The organism is Vibrio pelagius (assembly GCF_024347575.1).
Classification (GTDB): domain Bacteria; phylum Pseudomonadota; class Gammaproteobacteria; order Enterobacterales; family Vibrionaceae; genus Vibrio; species Vibrio pelagius.
In genome coordinates, this window is record NZ_AP025503.1 from 2,871,599 (window position 1) to 2,887,547 (window position 15,949).

14 protein-coding genes are annotated in these 15,949 nt (G+C 46.1%); 4 read left to right on the forward strand and 10 right to left on the reverse strand.

Annotated elements, in window-relative coordinates; genetic code table 11:
- Nucleotides 1-18 precede the first annotated feature (18 nt).
- The 4 genes from vsple_RS12795 to crp all read left to right on the forward strand — a co-directional run bounded on the left by vsple_RS12795 (nucleotide 19) and on the right by crp (nucleotide 3,114).
- A complete protein-coding gene (locus tag vsple_RS12795) occupies nucleotides 19-996 on the forward strand; it encodes a hydrolase (protein ID WP_255229775.1) in 978 nt (325 codons plus the stop codon).
- A gap of 84 nt (nucleotides 997-1,080) precedes the next feature.
- Entirely contained in the window at nucleotides 1,081-1,293 is a 213-nt protein-coding gene (locus vsple_RS12800; RefSeq protein WP_255229774.1) for a YheU family protein, read from the forward strand.
- Nucleotides 1,294-1,370: 77 nt separating this feature from the next.
- Complete coding sequence (locus tag vsple_RS12805) at nucleotides 1,371-2,240, forward strand: phosphoribulokinase (protein WP_255229773.1); 870 nt, start codon at nucleotides 1,371-1,373, stop codon at nucleotides 2,238-2,240.
- Between the two features lie 241 nt (nucleotides 2,241-2,481).
- Entirely contained in the window at nucleotides 2,482-3,114 is a 633-nt protein-coding gene (crp, locus tag vsple_RS12810; RefSeq protein WP_004410522.1) for a cAMP-activated global transcriptional regulator CRP, read from the forward strand.
- A 163-nt stretch (nucleotides 3,115-3,277) separates the two neighbouring features.
- Here the strand turns inward: crp and vsple_RS12815 are convergent, their stop codons facing one another.
- The 10 genes from vsple_RS12815 to vsple_RS12860 form a co-directional block, all read right to left on the reverse strand.
- Nucleotides 3,278-4,069, reverse strand: coding sequence for a DUF1338 domain-containing protein (locus vsple_RS12815; RefSeq protein WP_261882176.1), 792 nt, complete (start codon nucleotides 4,067-4,069; stop codon nucleotides 3,278-3,280).
- 207 nt (nucleotides 4,070-4,276) lie between these two features.
- Complete coding sequence (astD, locus tag vsple_RS12820) at nucleotides 4,277-5,734, reverse strand: succinylglutamate-semialdehyde dehydrogenase (protein ID WP_261882177.1); 1,458 nt, start codon at nucleotides 5,732-5,734, stop codon at nucleotides 4,277-4,279.
- Nucleotides 5,735-5,766: 32 nt separating this feature from the next.
- Complete coding sequence (gene astA, locus vsple_RS12825) at nucleotides 5,767-6,786, reverse strand: arginine N-succinyltransferase (RefSeq protein WP_261883170.1); 1,020 nt, start codon at nucleotides 6,784-6,786, stop codon at nucleotides 5,767-5,769.
- A 109-nt stretch (nucleotides 6,787-6,895) separates the two neighbouring features.
- The gene (locus tag vsple_RS12830; RefSeq protein ID WP_261882178.1) at nucleotides 6,896-8,107 is read right to left on the reverse strand and encodes an aspartate aminotransferase family protein; all 1,212 of its coding nucleotides are present in this window, start codon (nucleotides 8,105-8,107) and stop codon (nucleotides 6,896-6,898) included.
- A 380-nt stretch (nucleotides 8,108-8,487) separates the two neighbouring features.
- Entirely contained in the window at nucleotides 8,488-9,066 is a 579-nt protein-coding gene (locus vsple_RS12835; protein ID WP_255229768.1) for an aminodeoxychorismate/anthranilate synthase component II, read from the reverse strand.
- A gap of 207 nt (nucleotides 9,067-9,273) precedes the next feature.
- Entirely contained in the window at nucleotides 9,274-11,871 is a 2,598-nt protein-coding gene (locus vsple_RS12840) for an ExeM/NucH family extracellular endonuclease (protein WP_261882179.1), read from the reverse strand.
- 371 nt (nucleotides 11,872-12,242) lie between these two features.
- On the reverse strand, nucleotides 12,243-13,259 hold the full coding sequence (gene trpS, locus vsple_RS12845) for a tryptophan--tRNA ligase (RefSeq protein WP_032550015.1): 1,017 nt from the start codon (nucleotides 13,257-13,259) through the stop codon (nucleotides 12,243-12,245).
- Nucleotides 13,260-13,410: 151 nt separating this feature from the next.
- Nucleotides 13,411-14,097 carry a phosphoglycolate phosphatase gene (locus vsple_RS12850; RefSeq protein ID WP_261882180.1) on the reverse strand — a complete coding sequence of 229 codons (687 nt, stop codon included), beginning with the start codon at nucleotides 14,095-14,097 and terminating at the stop codon, nucleotides 13,411-13,413.
- Nucleotides 14,098-14,215: 118 nt separating this feature from the next.
- A complete protein-coding gene (gene rpe / locus vsple_RS12855) occupies nucleotides 14,216-14,890 on the reverse strand; it encodes a ribulose-phosphate 3-epimerase (RefSeq protein WP_032550011.1) in 675 nt (224 codons plus the stop codon).
- Between the two features lie 210 nt (nucleotides 14,891-15,100).
- Nucleotides 15,101-15,940: a Dam family site-specific DNA-(adenine-N6)-methyltransferase gene (locus vsple_RS12860; protein WP_255229762.1), complete on the reverse strand. Its 840-nt coding sequence runs from the start codon at nucleotides 15,938-15,940 to the stop codon at nucleotides 15,101-15,103.
- Nucleotides 15,941-15,949: the final 9 nt, after the last annotated feature.

Below are 15,949 nucleotides of genomic sequence, written 5' to 3' on the forward strand. Positions count from 1 at the left end.
AATGATGGAACCTCTACTATGACAATTTTTACCGCTGCGACTGGCCTATCTAACCCCCACCTTCAGACTTTGGTCCCTAGGTTTATTCGTAAACAGGCACTGTTCCACCCTCACTGGCAAACACTTGAAACTCCAGACCATGACTTTCTCGATTTAGCCTGGAGTGAAGATCCGAATAAAGAAGGGCTCGATAGCAAACCAATTTTCGTGCTCTTTCATGGCCTTGAAGGCAGTTTTGAGAGTCCCTACGCTAACGGTCTTATGAACGCCTTCGCCGAAGATGGATGGTTATCGGTAATGATGCATTTTCGTGGCTGCAGCGGTAAGCCCAACCGCCTAGCTCGTGCGTATCACTCCGGAGAAGTGGAAGATGCCCGCTTTTTCCTAAGAAACTTACATGCTCAGTTCCCTAATAATCCTAAGGTGGCGGTCGGAATCTCCCTAGGCGGTAACATGTTGGCCAACTACCTCGTTGAGTACGCGGATGATCCGCTACTCTCTGCAGCAACGATCGTATCAGCGCCATTTGATCTTGCCAGTTGCTCAAGTCGAATTGAACAAGGATTCTCTAAGGTCTACAAACAGTATTTGCTGAACTCACTTAAATCTAACGCGCTCAAGAAAGAGAACCTACTTGCAGAAAAGTTAGGCATCACCGCAAACACGATCAAGAAAATCGAGAAGTTGTATGAGTTCGACGATTTGATCACTGCGCCTCTGCATGGCTTTAAGAATGCACAAGATTACTACGCGCAATGTTCTGCACTACCAAAGCTTAATCGTATTAAGTTACCTACGCAGATCATTCACGCTAAAGACGATCCTTTCATGACCGATGATGTGATTCCGAAATTCATTCTGCCGGATAACATTGATTACCGACTGTTCCAGAAAGGTGGGCACGTTGGCTTCATTACCGGTAGCACCTTCAACCCTAAATTTTGGTTGGAAGAAGCACTGCCGGCCTACTATGAAAGTATTCAGGATTCGGCATAATAGCGCCACATTGAGGTCAACATTCAAACACTGAACCTCAGTAACCTTTAAACATATCCATGAACATAAAAGAGAGATGTATTTATGATCATTCCATGGCAAGAGATCGCCCCTGAAACTTTAGAAAACCTCATCAAGGAGTTCGTGCTCAGAGAAGGCACCGACTACGGTGATGTTGAGATCTCACTGCAATCCAAAATCGACCAAGTAAAACAGCAATTGCAATCTGGGGAAGCGAGTATTGTTTTTTCTGAACTGCACGAAACCGTCGATATCCAACTCACAAAACGCTTCTAGGCTGCCATAAAAAAATAGCCGTGTTATAGTGGAAAACGATTGCTAACAAGTAAGTTATTCTAACGACAAGGGTTGTCATGTCCGCTAAACATCCAATTATTGCGGTTACGGGTTCTTCAGGAGCCGGTACCACCACTACCTCAGAAGCCTTCCGAAAAATGTTCAATATGATGGACGTGAAGGCTGCTTGGGTTGAAGGGGATAGTTTTCACCGCTTCACTCGACCAGAGATGGACGTCGAGATCCGCAAAGCGCGTGAGCAAGGGAAACACATCAGCTACTTCGGTCCGCAAGCCAACGATTTCGGCGCATTAGAAGAGTTTTTCCGCAAATACGGTAACGAAGGTACAGGACAAGTTAGACGCTACCTACACACCTTTGACGAAGCAGTACCTTACAATCAAATGCCAGGCACTTTTACTCCTTGGCAAGAGATCCCAGAAAACTCTGATGTGATGTTTTACGAAGGCCTACATGGTGGGGTTGTCGATGGTGATGTCAATGTATCGCAACACGTTGACCTGCTGATTGGCATGGTGCCCATCGTTAACCTAGAGTGGATTCAAAAATTCGTCCGAGATACACGTGATCGCGGGCACTCACGTGAAGCGGTGATGGATTCCATTGTTCGTTCAATGGACGACTATCTCAACTACATCACTCCACAGTTTTCGCGTACCCATATCAATTTTCAGCGAGTACCGACTGTTGATACTTCCAACCCACTTAACGCAAAAGGCATCCCTAGTCTTGACGAAAGTTTCGTTGTTATTCGTCTGCGTGGTATCAAAAACGTCGACTTCCCGTACCTGCTCGCTATGATTGATGGCTCATTTATGTCTCGTCACAATACACTCGTTGTGCCTGGCGGGAAAATGAGCTTTGCTATGGAGCTCATTGTAAGACCAATCTTACAACAGCTCATTGAAACGGGAAAAATCGGCTAACGGAATGGCGTTCTGGTTGATTACTTTTCATACCGTGATCATGTGCACAATTTTGCGTAAAAAATCGTAGCTAGGTCACGATTAAAATCAAGAAATAGTGACTGAAAAAGGATACTATTCTTAACCGAAACACAAGATAGCTTGCAGCACAGAACAAGTGCTCTTATCCTAAGAAGTCAAATTCAGGCTTAGCTAAAATATGGAAAGCGGCAAGCATACCCTGCAGAGGAAGTGAGATATTATGGTTCTAGGTAAACCTCAAACCGATCCAACATTAGAGTGGTTCCTTTCACACTGTCATATTCATAAGTACCCTTCAAAGAGTACTCTGATTCACGCTGGTGAAAAGGCAGAGACCCTGTACTACATCGTGAAAGGTTCTGTGGCAGTTCTTATCAAAGACGAAGAAGGTAAGGAGATGATTCTTTCTTACCTAAACCAAGGCGACTTTATCGGCGAGCTTGGCCTATTCGAAGAAGACCAAGAGCGTACTGCATGGGTTCGTGCAAAATCTCCTTGTGAAGTTGCGGAGATTTCTTTCAAGAAATTCCGTCAACTTATCCAAGTGAACCCAGACATCCTGATGCGTCTTTCTGCTCAAATGGCAAGCCGTCTACAAGTTACCAGCCAAAAAGTTGGTGACTTAGCGTTCCTTGACGTTACTGGCCGTATTGCACAAACGCTACTAAACCTAGCGAAACAACCTGATGCGATGACTCACCCAGATGGCATGCAAATCAAGATCACTCGTCAAGAGATCGGTCAGATTGTTGGCTGTTCGCGCGAGACAGTAGGTCGTATCTTGAAGATGCTAGAAGAGCAAAACCTAATTTCTGCTCACGGTAAAACTATCGTTGTTTACGGTACGCGTTAATCTCGATTAACCGATAAAAATTCAAAAGCCACCAAATGCGAATTTGGTGGCTTTTTCTTTATTGAGATACGAGATACGAGATACGAAAAGAACTCACAGAGTCCTATGTGGAAACTGTCCCGAAGCGAAACGTACCGCATCTCTATGGCTAACGTATCTTTCTTTAACCGTTAGTGCTCTCAAAGATTTTGTCAGCCGATGCTGCAACAAAACCGGTGTAGAGATCGCCATTCGCCATTGGGTAGCGCTTAGCAAACTCATAGAAGCCACCAGGCACCAATTCAGTCCCCTCAGAGAACTCTACCTTCACTTTATCTGCCATTGTTGATGACTGCTCTAACAGCACCTCTGGAGAGCCTTTCACTTGGCCGCCAACACTGTTGATTGTAAAGCCAGACTCACTCAGGTGATCATTCACGGCTTGCACCTCAGAGAACGCATTTAACTGGTTCACACTCACGGTAAAGTGGTTAGCACCATAACCATGCGCGGCTAACCAAGACGCGTATTCGCTCTCTGTCGCCAGTTGTTTGTAATCTTGGAAATCCAAGTCCCACAGACGACCGCCATATAGGAAATCCTGCCCCTCTAGCTTGCTTGCATCCACTTGCGCAACCAACTTAGCCACGATCGCTTGTAGCTCTGCAGAACACTCTTCCACTTTCAGCTCACTAATGAACACTTTGGGTTGGGTTGGATCTGGGTGTTCAAAGTGCTTAGCCACGAGTTTCTTGCTTTCAAACAGGTAGTCACCACACGCTTTGTAACCAAGTGCTAAGAAAGGTTTAGCCAGCGTCTCGATCCCCAAAGGCGCAACATTAAACGTACGCAACGCGATGTGATCATTGATAAGGTCTTCCTCTTCTTTCAACAGCTGATGTACCTTCTCAGCAGATGGGCAGAGGCGTTCGATGTAGTCATCCCAGAGGGATTTGAACAGTAGATCGGGTGTCATGGTGACTCCTTGTCGGGTTCTAGCAAGCTCAAGCTAGAGAGTTGGATTAGAAAGAGTGTGGCTGCGAGACAAAGTCAGCAGCCATCAGCTTGTGACATACTTATTTTATTGTTATATCTCGCTAGGTCAGACGCCCAGCGAGTAATCCAAAGGAGGTCAAACTTCCCTACCTCCAATTGTGATTTTTGTTGTAGGTGGCCGTTGTTGCTACAGCTCGATACCAGGGCTGAAAGTCGCTGGAAGCTGCGTTTCACGGCCTTCCATCGATGCCATTGGGTATGCACAGTAATCCGCTGCGTAGTAAGCACTCGGGCGTAGGTTGCCTGAAGCACCTGGGCCACCAAATGGTGCGTCACCACTTGCGCCTGTTAGCTGACGGTTACGGTTAACAATACCTGCACGGATATGATCAACGAAGTACTCCCACTCAGAGTCGTCTGTTGATACAAGGCCTGCAGACAAACCAAAACGGGTGTCGTTCGCCAATTCAACCGCTTGCTCTAATGAGTTGTAACGAATCACTTGTAGTAGTGGGCCGAAGTACTCTTCGTCTGGCAGCTCTGCAATGTTAGTTGCATCGATGATGCCCGGAGTGACGAATGCAGCTTCACCAGCTTTCGCTTCTACTAGGCTTACGCCACCTAAAGATTGCAGGTTTGCTTGCGCATCTAGAATGAACTTAGCCGCCGCTTCTGAGATTTGTGGCCCCATGAAAGGAGCAGGCTCAGCGAACGGTTGGTCTACACGAATCTTTTTGGTTGCTGCCACTAGGCTATCGAGCAGTTGATCACCTTTCTCACCCACAGGAACATACAGACGACGTGCACAAGTACAACGTTGACCCGCACTGATAAAGGCGGATTGGATAATGGTGTATACCGTAGCATCAACGTCACCAAAGTGTTCACTGATCACCATAGGGTTGTTACCCCCCATCTCTAGTGCCAGCATTTTACCCGGTTGACCCGCAAACTGACGGTGCAGTATGTGACCTGTGTTAGCGCTGCCCGTAAATAGCACGCCATCTATGCCTTTCGCATCCGCTAGCGCAATACCTGTCTCTTTAGCACCTTGAACAAGGTTAATGACACCTGCAGGTAGGCCAGCTTCTTGCCAAAGCTTCATCGCGAACTCACCTGTCCACGGTGTCTGCTCCGATGGTTTGAATACAATCGTATTACCCGATAGCAATGCAGGAACGATATGACCATTAGGTAGGTGCCCCGGGAAGTTGTAAGGCCCAAATACCGCCATGACACCTAGAGGGCGATGACGCAGAACGATCTGGTTACCCGCCGCTTCACGTGATGATTCACCAGTACGGTCGTGATATGCACGAATTGAGATAGCAATCTTACCGGCCATCGCACCCGCTTCAGTGCGAGTTTCCCAGATTGGTTTACCCGTTTCTTTAGCGATAATTTGTGCGATCTCTTCGCTGTTCTCTTTCACTTTTTCCGCAAACTTAAGCACAATCGCTTCACGCTCAGCAAAGCTAAGTTTCTTCCAAGTTAGAAATGCTTCGCGCGCCGCAGCTACCGCTGATTCAACTTGAGCAGGTGTTGCACTGTCGCCCTTCCACACTACTTGGTTGTCGTATGGGCTAACTGATGTCATCGCTTCGCCTTGACCGGCTACCCATTGCCCTGCAATCCACTGAGTCATACTTCTATCCTTCTTTGACTAACCATCGAGCTCTATTGAGCCAACATACGAACAAAATCGCCTTCTTTAACTTCCAACGCCTCGGCCACCTTCGGCGCAAGGATCACTTTACCGCTAGCTTGGTCATAAGCACCTTTGGCCGCAACCGCTCGGAAGTTTTCAAATGAGGTGTTACCAATCAGGTAATCTTGAGAGCTTGCATGCTCACTGATTTCCACCAGAGCACGAATTGAATGGCGCACCGATTCGATATTACGCAAATCACACTCAACCGTTGGGCCTGCATCGAAGATGTCGACGTAACCGCGGTTAGTAAAGCCTTCACGCTCAAGCAGTTTCAATGCTGGGCGTGTTTTCTCATGCACTTGACCAATTACGTCTTGCGCTTCTTGGCTCAATAAGTTGATGTAGATTGGCAGCTTAGGCATCAGGTCAGCAATAAAGCCTTTCTTACCAATACCCGTTAAATAGTCCGCCAACGTAAAGTCGATTGAGAAAAAGTGCTCTTGAAGCCACTTCCAGAATGGTGAATTACCCTCATCATCAGATACACCACGCATTTCAGCAAAAATGGTTTTTGAGAATCGCTCTGGGTGTTCTGCCATAAGTAGGAAGCGACACTTAGACATTAGGCGACCGTTTAATCCTTTACGGTAATCAGGGCGCAAGAACAGCGTACAAATCTCACTGCAACCTGTGTAGTTGTTACCAAAAGTCAGTAGCTTAACGACGTTATTTACTTTAAGTCGCTGAGAAGAGTGCACCACTTTACTGATGTGGTATGAGTAGAAAGGCACATCCCAGCCAATCGAGGCTTCAATGCCCGTCGTGCCAGCAACTTCACCCGTTTCAACGTCAAAACCAACCATTAGGTAACCTTCGTCACCCGGCTCAGTTACGTTTTCTTTGGCAAAGCTATATTCAGAGTGTGTAATTCGATTGGTTAACAGTTCTTCGTTAACCGGAAGAGATGTAAATCCATGTCCTGACTCGACCGCACAGGTGTGTAGCGCATCGTAATCAGATAATTTAATTGGGCGTACAACAAGCATCATTATTCCCTCCAGATGCAAAACAGGCCCAAAACATTAAGCTTGGGCCTTGAGCTGTGCGTCATGAGATCGCTCTTGTGGCGATCATTCCTATGACGCCGCTTGAGGCTTATACTAGCGAAGCAATTGCTTTATCTAGTTTTGCTAAGCCCTCTTCAATTTCTTCTTTAGTGATCACAAGTGAAGGTGTGAAACGAACAACGTTTGCACCGGCAACCAACACCATAAGACCTTCTTTGCCCGCAGCAACTAGTACGTCACGCGCACGGCCTTGCCATTCGTCATTCAGAGCCGCACCAAGTAGCAAGCCTTTACCACGAACTTCACTAAAGATTTGATATTTTTCATTAATCTTCTCTAAGCCTTCACGGAATAGAGCTTCACGTACCTTCACGCCTTCTAGAGTTTCAGGTTGACTAACAACATCAACAACCGCTTCTGCAACCGCACATGCCAGTGGGTTACCGCCGTAAGTTGAACCATGAGTGCCCACTTTTAGGTGTGGTGCTAGCTCGTTAGTTGTTAGCATCGCACCGATTGGGAAACCACCACCAAGTGATTTTGCAGTGCTCAAGATATCCGGAGTTACACCTAAACCTTGGTAAGCGTAGAAATTACCCGTACGACCGTTACCTGTTTGTACTTCATCGAAGATCAACAACGCATTGTGCTTATCACACAGTTCACGCACCGTGTTCACAAATTCTGATGTAGGAGAAATGATGCCGCCTTCGCCTTGCAGAGGCTCCATCATGATGGCACAAGTGCGATCAGAGATATGCGCTTTTAGTGCTTCGATATCATTGTACGGAAGATGTGTGACATCACCCGGCTTAGGACCAAAACCGTCTGAGTATGCAGCTTGACCGCCCACAGTAACCGTAAAGAAGGTACGACCGTGAAAACCCTGTTTGAATGCGATGATCTCAGATTTTTCTGGACCATGAACGTCGGCAGCCCAACGACGAGCAAGTTTCAATGCTGCTTCGTTCGCTTCTGCACCTGAGTTTGCAAAGAATACTTTTTCTGCAAAACATAAGTCTGTTAGCTTTTTAGCTAGGCGCAATGCTGGCTCATTGGTCATCACGTTACTTAAGTGCCACAGCTTATTTGCTTGTTCAGTCACAGCGTCAACCATAGCTGGGTGACAGTGACCCAAACAGCTCACCGCAATACCACCAGCGAAGTCGATGTATTCACGACCCTGCTGATCCCAAACGCGTGCCCCTTCCCCTTTTACTGGGATCATTTCCATAGGGTTGTAACAAGGCACCATGACCTCATCAAATAGACTACGTTCCACATTATTTTCCACTGTCATCACACATTCCTTCTCGATACTGCAAGCTTCGCAAAATAAGCGTAATGGTTCATATCCGAGGCAAAGGTATTTTGTCTCGCCATTATCCTGCTGCAGCATTATATTTACATTTAATTAACCTTTTCAATAGTAGATTATTCTTTCGCCATGCCAAACAGCTAGGCGAACGTTACTACCTATGACTATTTATGCATCAAGGTATCTATTTTATGAAGCTTTTTTTGCTTATACGTGCTTTAAGAATGGAGAAGTACAGGTAGAACAAGCTCTGAGAGAGGATCGAGAGGAAATAACGCGAATAACTTTGCATAGACAGAAAAAGCATGCTTCACGTCTACAAATGTTATAAAAGGTGATCGATGTCAGAAGGATTCAAACGCTCAGCGCGCTAGAAAATTAGCAAGCAGTTGGTGCCCTTGCTCTGTTTTAATCGATTCAGGGTGAAATTGTACTGCGTCGATCGGCAAAGTCTTATGCTGATATCCCATGATTTCGTCCATACGACCATCTTCAAACTCAGTCCAAGATGTCAGCTCAAAACAGTCCGGCAAAGTACCGTTTTTCACGACTAAAGAGTGGTAGCGAGTCACCGTTAACGGATTGTTCAGCCCTTGAAAAACACTCTTACCCGTATGACGAATAGGCGAGGTTTTACCATGCATCACTTGTCTGGCACGAACCACTTCGCCACCAAACACCTGTGCGATGGCTTGATGACCAAGACACACACCTAAGATAGGCAGCTTACCCGCAAAGTATTCAATCGCAGCAAGCGAAACACCCGCGTCATCAGGCGTACATGGCCCAGGGGAGATCACAAGGTGGCTTGGCTTGAGCGCTTCTATACCGGCAATATCAATCTCATCATTGCGCACAACCTTAACCTCTGCGCCCAACTCACAAAAGTATTGGTACAGGTTGTAGGTAAAAGAGTCGTAGTTGTCGATGATCAGTAACATGAGTGAAATCGTTTGCTAAATACTAAATGATTGGGAGGTATAGGGGCGGTATTGTGCAATACCCATAGCGAAAGGCAAGTGGAAACTGCATTTGAGCAACAATTAAGGCCAACCTAAATTGACCTTAATTGTTTACAGATAACGGTGAGTTCCCCCGAACTTGGTCACGGGCGTTCACTTTTTATCGTTTGCAATTAAACGAGGTGCTCACGACTTACGGCGACGCCATATCGCTAAGCCAAACAGTGACATCAATGCGCCAAGGCCAAATGAACCACCGACTTTTAGCTCAAGAACCGCTGGATCATGATCCGATGAGCGGAAATGGTCTTGGTACTTAGGCAGGTCGCCTTTGTACTCTTCGTTGTAATCAAACAGCGTCGATTCACCACCATTGATATGCCAATCGGTCGCGTCGACCACCATGTCTTTTAAGCTCTCGCTCACCAACAGGTGGTCTAACGCACCCACTTCATCATTGTATGAGTAGCTCCAGCTGTCTGGGTGCTTCTGCGAGACCGCATTAACATAGCCGTAGTTCTTAGTAATCACCGCACCGTTATCACCAAACTGCTCAACGCCATTAATGTAAGTGTTACGCGCTGCTTTGATCTGCTTACCGTACTTCTCTTCAGAGTAATCTGTCAGCACCAGCATTGGATCTTCCATGCCATACGAGTTCATATCACCCAGAATCACTTTGTGGCCTTTGATGCCATCGAGTGCTTCGCCCAGTGCAACCGCCGCTGCAACACGGAAGTTCTCACATGAGCCTTGCTTATCGGCATCGACACCACCTTGACCGCCTTGCTCAACAGGTGCCGCATCTTCCCAACACTTAGAACCTTTCGATTTAAAGTGGTTAATTGCAACAGTTAACCTCTCTTTAGTGCCCTTGACCTTAAAGGTTGGCGCCAGAGAGTCACGTTGGTAGTTCTTACCATCTTCAATCACCTTGCCAGAATCGTCTAACACCTCTGGTGCTTGCTGGCTTGGCATCGCGATTACGCGGCTGTCTTTAAGCTTAACCACCTTCTTACGGTAGATAACACCCGTAGTAATCACATCAGTGCCGATCGAGTCCATTTCGTCGGTAACACCATCTCCATTCGAGTCGACGGCAACAAAGGTGTAACGGTCTCTCTTATGCTCAATACGATCGTTCAGTTGATTCACAAGCTGTTGAATTGCCGAACCTTCACCAAAACCGTTGTTCTCGATTTCCATCAAGCCGATAATGTCAGCATCCAAGCGAAGAATCGCATTTACAATCTTCTCTTGTTGCACTTCAAACTCAGTGATGGTGTTTGCACCACGGTTATTACCATGCTGGTTCGCATCACCACCAAATGGGGAGTTGAAGTAGTTCAGTACATTGAAGGTCGCGATACGTAGGTCGCCTTCCTCCATATCTGGTTTGTCGGTACGCGGGTCGTTGCGAACGAAGTTTTCAGTGGTGATCTGGTTAGTCGTGATCAGGCGGTACTCACCATAGCTGTAGGTCAACACACCTTCTAAACCAACAATAGTGTCATCAATACGGATATAGTCTTCCGTTGATCCATCTTGGTCGATGTCGGTACGACCAAAATCTGGGTAGAAAGGAACTTGTCCATCACCCGCTTTTTGGTCAGTCTCAACGAAAAGACGACGGTCAGCATTGTCTTCCGTTTGCTGTTTCGCTTCATCAGAACCCGCTGCGAAAAGTTGGTTTGGTTGCATGTTGATACGCTCATGCGCCAAAACCATGTTGTTACGACGACCAGCATAGTCATAACCGAAGGTACGCGTTACACGCATATCTAGTGCTTCGGTTGTTTTCACCAACATGCCTTCGTAGCGCTCAAGTGTCGCAGCGAAGTTCTCATCGGTGTCTAATACTTCAATGGCTGTCGCTTCAGGCGCGTCCTGCTCGCCTTGTTTTAACCATTGATTGTTTTCAACTTTAAGCTGAGTGTGGTTGTAGTATTCTTGTACTTTACCTTTAACACACACCACATCACCTGCAGCTAATTCAGAGCTAGATTGATTGGTATGAACAAATAGACCTTCAGAAGTGCTTGAGTTGAAATCATCCTCAAGAGCTTGCAGGTAGAAACCTTTAGTTAGGCCGGTAGTAACTGCGCTTACCACTCCTTTTACGAAATACTCATCGTCGGTGATGTACGGGTAGCCATCGATGAACGGCGATGTTGCGCCCTCACCTTGGATTTCTTGAATGGTGGTGAATACTGGAGCAGCGCCGTCTTGCGTACAAGCAAAGGCGTCTGGCAACTCAACATTATCTAGAGAACCTAGACCTTCAATGCTGTCTTTCGGTAGCGATACCCATTGTGAAGCATCAAACGTCGCCGATGGGGTTTGTTCAGCACGAACCAAGGTAACATCTTTACCCCAGTCGACATCGCCCATCACGCCAACCATGTCCAGCACGCTTGAGTCTGCATTCAAGATAGCCAACGGGTCATCACCATTGTGATTAGCCAATGAAGCATTAAGAATGTCAGCGACCGCTTTAATCTCATCGCTTGCACTGCTATGCGCAACAACAAGTACCTCACCAGGCGCTAAAACGTGGCCATCTAAAGGTAAAGTGGCGCCCCATGATCCGTTGCCATTCGCTGATTTAGCCAGTGAATAACCATCTAAATTAATGCTGCTGTCGCCGTTATTGGCGATCTCAACCGCTTTGTTGTAGCTGCCGCCTTCCACGTATTGTGAAATAAACAAATCAGCGTGCGCGCTTGTGGTTAACAAGCTACCAATTGCCACTGCTAGCAATGAAGGTTTGTGTAAAAGAGCCATCCGTTTCACCTGAGTTCATCGATTTATAATTACTGCCATTTAAGGTCAGTCATGTATTTTGTGGTAACTATCAGGTTTATTTATGAAAGGAATAAGTCAATTGGCAAGAAAATGGGGAACTTATCACTTTGGAATCGTTAATTGTTTGGCACGCTATATATTTCCAACAAAAACAGAAATGAGTGAAATTTTATAGACCTCAAGCCTAATCAATAAGACCTTCTGCACAGTATAGAACTCGTAAATATGGCAGCCATTAATCAATTCAAACAGTACCATTGAGGGAGGCTTATATCGAACGAGCACTAAAAAGCCCAAAGTAAACACGGTCACTTTGGGCTTAGATTTATTGCAGAAGGTTTTCATTCACCCTATGGGCGAGTCACAAAACCCACCGCTTCGTACGCTTTCTTCAGCGTTACCGCAGCGCGCTCAGAGGCTTTTTCTGCACCCGCTTTCATTACGGCGTCCATGTAAGCACGATCTTCACGGATGCGACGGTATTCAGCTTGAATGGGTTCTAGCATCTCAACGATAGCTGCGCCAACGTCTTTCTTGAATGGACCGTACATCTCTACGCCTTGGTATTGCGCTTCAATCTCTTCAAACGTTTTACCTGTGGCTGCTGAATACAGACCCATCAGGTTAGAGATACCTGCTTTGTTTTCCCAATCATGAGCAATGCGTGGTGGCATCTCTGCATCAGTTTGAGCTTTATTGATCTTCTTGATGATCGACTTAGGCTCTTCCAGCAGAGTAATCACGTTCTTGCGGTTGTCATCAGACTTAGACATCTTCTTGGTTGCATCTTGTAGGCTCATGACACGTGCATTCACGGTTGGGATGTACGGCTCTGGCACTTCGAAGATTGGCTGCTCTGGAGAGTAGATGTTATTGAAGCGAGTTGCAATATCACGCGCTAGCTCCAGGTGCTGCTTCTGGTCGCTACCTACTGGTACTTGATGAGCACCGTAAAGCAGGATATCTGCAGCCATCAGTACTGGGTAATCAAACAGACCTACGTTTACATCGTTTGAGTGACGCGCAGATTTGTCTTTGAACTGAGTCATACGGCTTAGTTCACCCATCTGCGTGTAACAGTTAAGAAGCCAACCAAGTTGAGCATGCTCTGGTACGTGTGACTGAACAAATAGCGTGCTCTTCTTTGGGTCAACACCGACAGCAAGACAGATAGCTAGTGCGTCTAGAGTCGCTTCATGCAGCGCTTTAGGATCTTGACGAACCGTAACCGCGTGAAGGTCTACAACACAGTATTGGCAATCGTAGTCATCTTGCATCTGTTGCCATTGACGTAGAGCACCCAAGTAGTTACCGATACTTAGTTCACCTGATGGTTGAACACCACTCAATACAATGGGCTTGCTCATGGTTTTAATTCCTTTGCTTATTCGCTAAGTCAATTGATGGCTTAGCTTCTTAACTTAAATATAGAAAAGCCGCACAGCTCTTTCTGTACGGCTCATCCAGTGTACTCATTGACAAGTATTTTGCTAGTAGGTTAGCTAACTTTTGTCCGCATTATGCCGAAACGAGAACGACATCTAGTAATTGAGCAACGCTATCGGCCACATAGTCAGGGTTTGATGCTGAAATAGGCTCACCATGGTTGTAACCGTAAGTCAGACCAAACGAGTGACAACCTGCATTCTTCGCCGCTTTGATGTCATTGCTTGAGTCACCGACCATCAGCATTTCATCCGCTTTTACGTTGTGCTTTTCTAGCAGCCAGTTTAGCGCTACTGGGTTTGGTTTCTTTTCAGGGAACGAGTCGCCACCCAGCACATCAACAAAGTATTTATCGATACCGTGCTGCGCTAGCACATCTGGCACAAACTTCGATGGCTTGTTAGTTACCAATGCCATAGTGAAGCCCGCTTTATGCAGCTCAGCCAGTGTCTCTTTTACTGATGGGTAAAGATGACTCAGCTTATGGCCGCCCTGCTCGTAGAAATCATCAAACAAAATTCGTGCTTTTTTCAGAAGCTCTGGCTCTAAGCTTGGATCGACAGTTAGGTTGCGGCTCAGTGAACGCCCGATCAGTACGTCAGCACCATTCCCTACATAATCACGAACTTGTTCTTCACTCACTGAAGGGAAGCCTAGCTCCTGACAAGCTTGGTCAGCAGCTACTGCCAAATCAGGCACGCTGTCTAACAAGGTTCCATCCAAATCAAAGGCGATCAGTTTTATTGAGCTTAATGACATCTTACTTTCCTATTAATTATATTCGTCTCATGTGTTGATCAATAAGACGTAAAAAAGGGGCCAATCAGCCCCTTTATCTAAATTCATTAGTTTAGGTCAACAGACCCTAGTTCTACTTTTATGCGTTAACTTTTGCAAGCTCTGCACGCATCTCATCGATCACTTCTTTGTAATCTGGCTGGTTGAAAATTGCAGAACCTGCAACAAACATGTCTGCACCCGCTTCTGCAATTTCGCGAATGTTATCTACTTTTACACCACCATCAATCTCAAGGCGGATATCGCGGCCTGATTCATCGATCATCTTACGAACAGCGCGTAACTTATCTAAGGTGTGCGGAATGAAAGATTGACCACCAAAGCCTGGATTTACCGACATCAGTAGAATTAAGTCAACCTTGTCCATGATGTAGTCTAGGCAAGAAAGCGGTGTCGCTGGGTTTAGAACTACACCCGCTTTACAGCCGTGCTCTTTAATAAGCTGTAGTGTGCGGTCGATGTGCTCAGAAGCTTCAACGTGGAAAGTGATCATCGATGCGCCCGCTTTTGCGAAATCAGGTACGATGTTATCAACAGGCTTCACCATTAAGTGTACGTCGATTGGTGCGGTAATACCGTAATCTCGAAGCGCTTTACAGATAGGCGCACCAAAAGTCAGGTTTGGTACGTAGTGGTTATCCATCACATCAAAGTGCACAACGTCAGCACCCGCTGCAAGAACACGTTCTACGTCCTCACCAAGACGAGCAAAATCTGCAGACAAAATAGATGGAGCGATTAGAAAATCTTTCATACCAGACCTCTTAAGAGTGAGTAAAATACGCGAATACACCGCCTTGGTGGCATCTCATACACAAATACAAGACTCAATCCCAAGACTATCTGGTGCGCAATTCTACCTAACCGATGAAAGAGATCCTAGCAGTTCAAGGGAATTGTTTATCAAAGTGCCAAGTCAAAAGATCTACCAACCAAATGAGCATCTTGATTCATCAAAATACGACTATTGTGCTGCTTGTTGATTTTTCTCTGCATGAAACAGCGCCAGTAGCTCGTCGACTTTATTACGCCCTGCTCCGTTACGACTAATAGTACGTTTTACTTTCACAACGTTAAGGTCCGCACCGTGATACAGACGACGTGTCAAAGTGGTGTCGTGATTAGAGATCAACACTGGAATACCACGCTCGATTGCGGTTTTCTCAGCAATATCAGCGAGTGCAGCTTGATCATCCAGTGAAAAGCCATTCCCTGCATAAGAGGTAAAATTAGCCGTAGTAGAAAGCGGTGCATAAGGGGGGTCACAATACACCACACACCCTTTACGAGCGCGGCTAAAAGTTTCGCTGTAGCCTTCGCAAACAAATGTCGCTTTCTTGGCTTTTTCAGCAAAGAACTCTAGCTCTGCTTCTGGGAAGTAAGGCTTCTTGTAAGATCCGAACGGCACGTTAAAACCACCTTTTTTGTTGTAACGACATAAGCCATTAAAACCAAAGCGGTTCATGTACAAAAATGCCAACGAACGGTACATCACGTTATCCGTATTGTTGAATTGTGCACGAATATCTAAGTACGCTTCTTTGCGGTTATTTTCAGGACAAAACCAGCGTTTTGCTTCTGTAATGTAGGTCTCAGGATCGGTCTTGAGGAGATTGTATAAGTTGATCAGATCAGGATTGATGTCAGCCAGTAAATATTGGTCATAATCCGTGTTCAGAAACACTGAACCGGCACCAACAAATGGTTCCACCAATTTACGAGCAGGCGGCAAGTGGCGTTGGATATCTTCTACTAGGCCATATTTACCACCAGCCCATTTTAGAAAGGCACGCTGCTTTTTCATTTACTGCTC

Coding starts and splice junctions, on each gene's coding strand:
- vsple_RS12795 (WP_255229775.1), top strand. CDS start 19: ATGACAATTTTTACCGCTGCGACTGGCCTATCTAACCCCCACCTTCAG.
- vsple_RS12800 (WP_255229774.1), top strand. CDS start 1,081: ATGATCATTCCATGGCAAGAGATCGCCCCTGAAACTTTAGAAAACCTC.
- vsple_RS12805 (WP_255229773.1), top strand. CDS start 1,371: ATGTCCGCTAAACATCCAATTATTGCGGTTACGGGTTCTTCAGGAGCC.
- crp (WP_004410522.1), top strand. CDS start 2,482: ATGGTTCTAGGTAAACCTCAAACCGATCCAACATTAGAGTGGTTCCTT.
- vsple_RS12815 (WP_261882176.1), bottom strand. CDS start 4,069: ATGACACCCGATCTACTGTTCAAATCCCTCTGGGATGACTACATCGAA.
- astD (WP_261882177.1), bottom strand. CDS start 5,734: ATGACTCAGTGGATTGCAGGGCAATGGGTAGCCGGTCAAGGCGAAGCG.
- astA (WP_261883170.1), bottom strand. CDS start 6,786: ATGCTTGTTGTACGCCCAATTAAATTATCTGATTACGATGCGCTACAC.
- vsple_RS12830 (WP_261882178.1), bottom strand. CDS start 8,107: ATGACAGTGGAAAATAATGTGGAACGTAGTCTATTTGATGAGGTCATG.
- vsple_RS12835 (WP_255229768.1), bottom strand. CDS start 9,066: ATGTTACTGATCATCGACAACTACGACTCTTTTACCTACAACCTGTAC.
- vsple_RS12840 (WP_261882179.1), bottom strand. CDS start 11,871: ATGGCTCTTTTACACAAACCTTCATTGCTAGCAGTGGCAATTGGTAGC.
- trpS (WP_032550015.1), bottom strand. CDS start 13,259: ATGAGCAAGCCCATTGTATTGAGTGGTGTTCAACCATCAGGTGAACTA.
- vsple_RS12850 (WP_261882180.1), bottom strand. CDS start 14,097: ATGTCATTAAGCTCAATAAAACTGATCGCCTTTGATTTGGATGGAACC.
- rpe (WP_032550011.1), bottom strand. CDS start 14,890: ATGAAAGATTTTCTAATCGCTCCATCTATTTTGTCTGCAGATTTTGCT.
- vsple_RS12860 (WP_255229762.1), bottom strand. CDS start 15,940: ATGAAAAAGCAGCGTGCCTTTCTAAAATGGGCTGGTGGTAAATATGGC.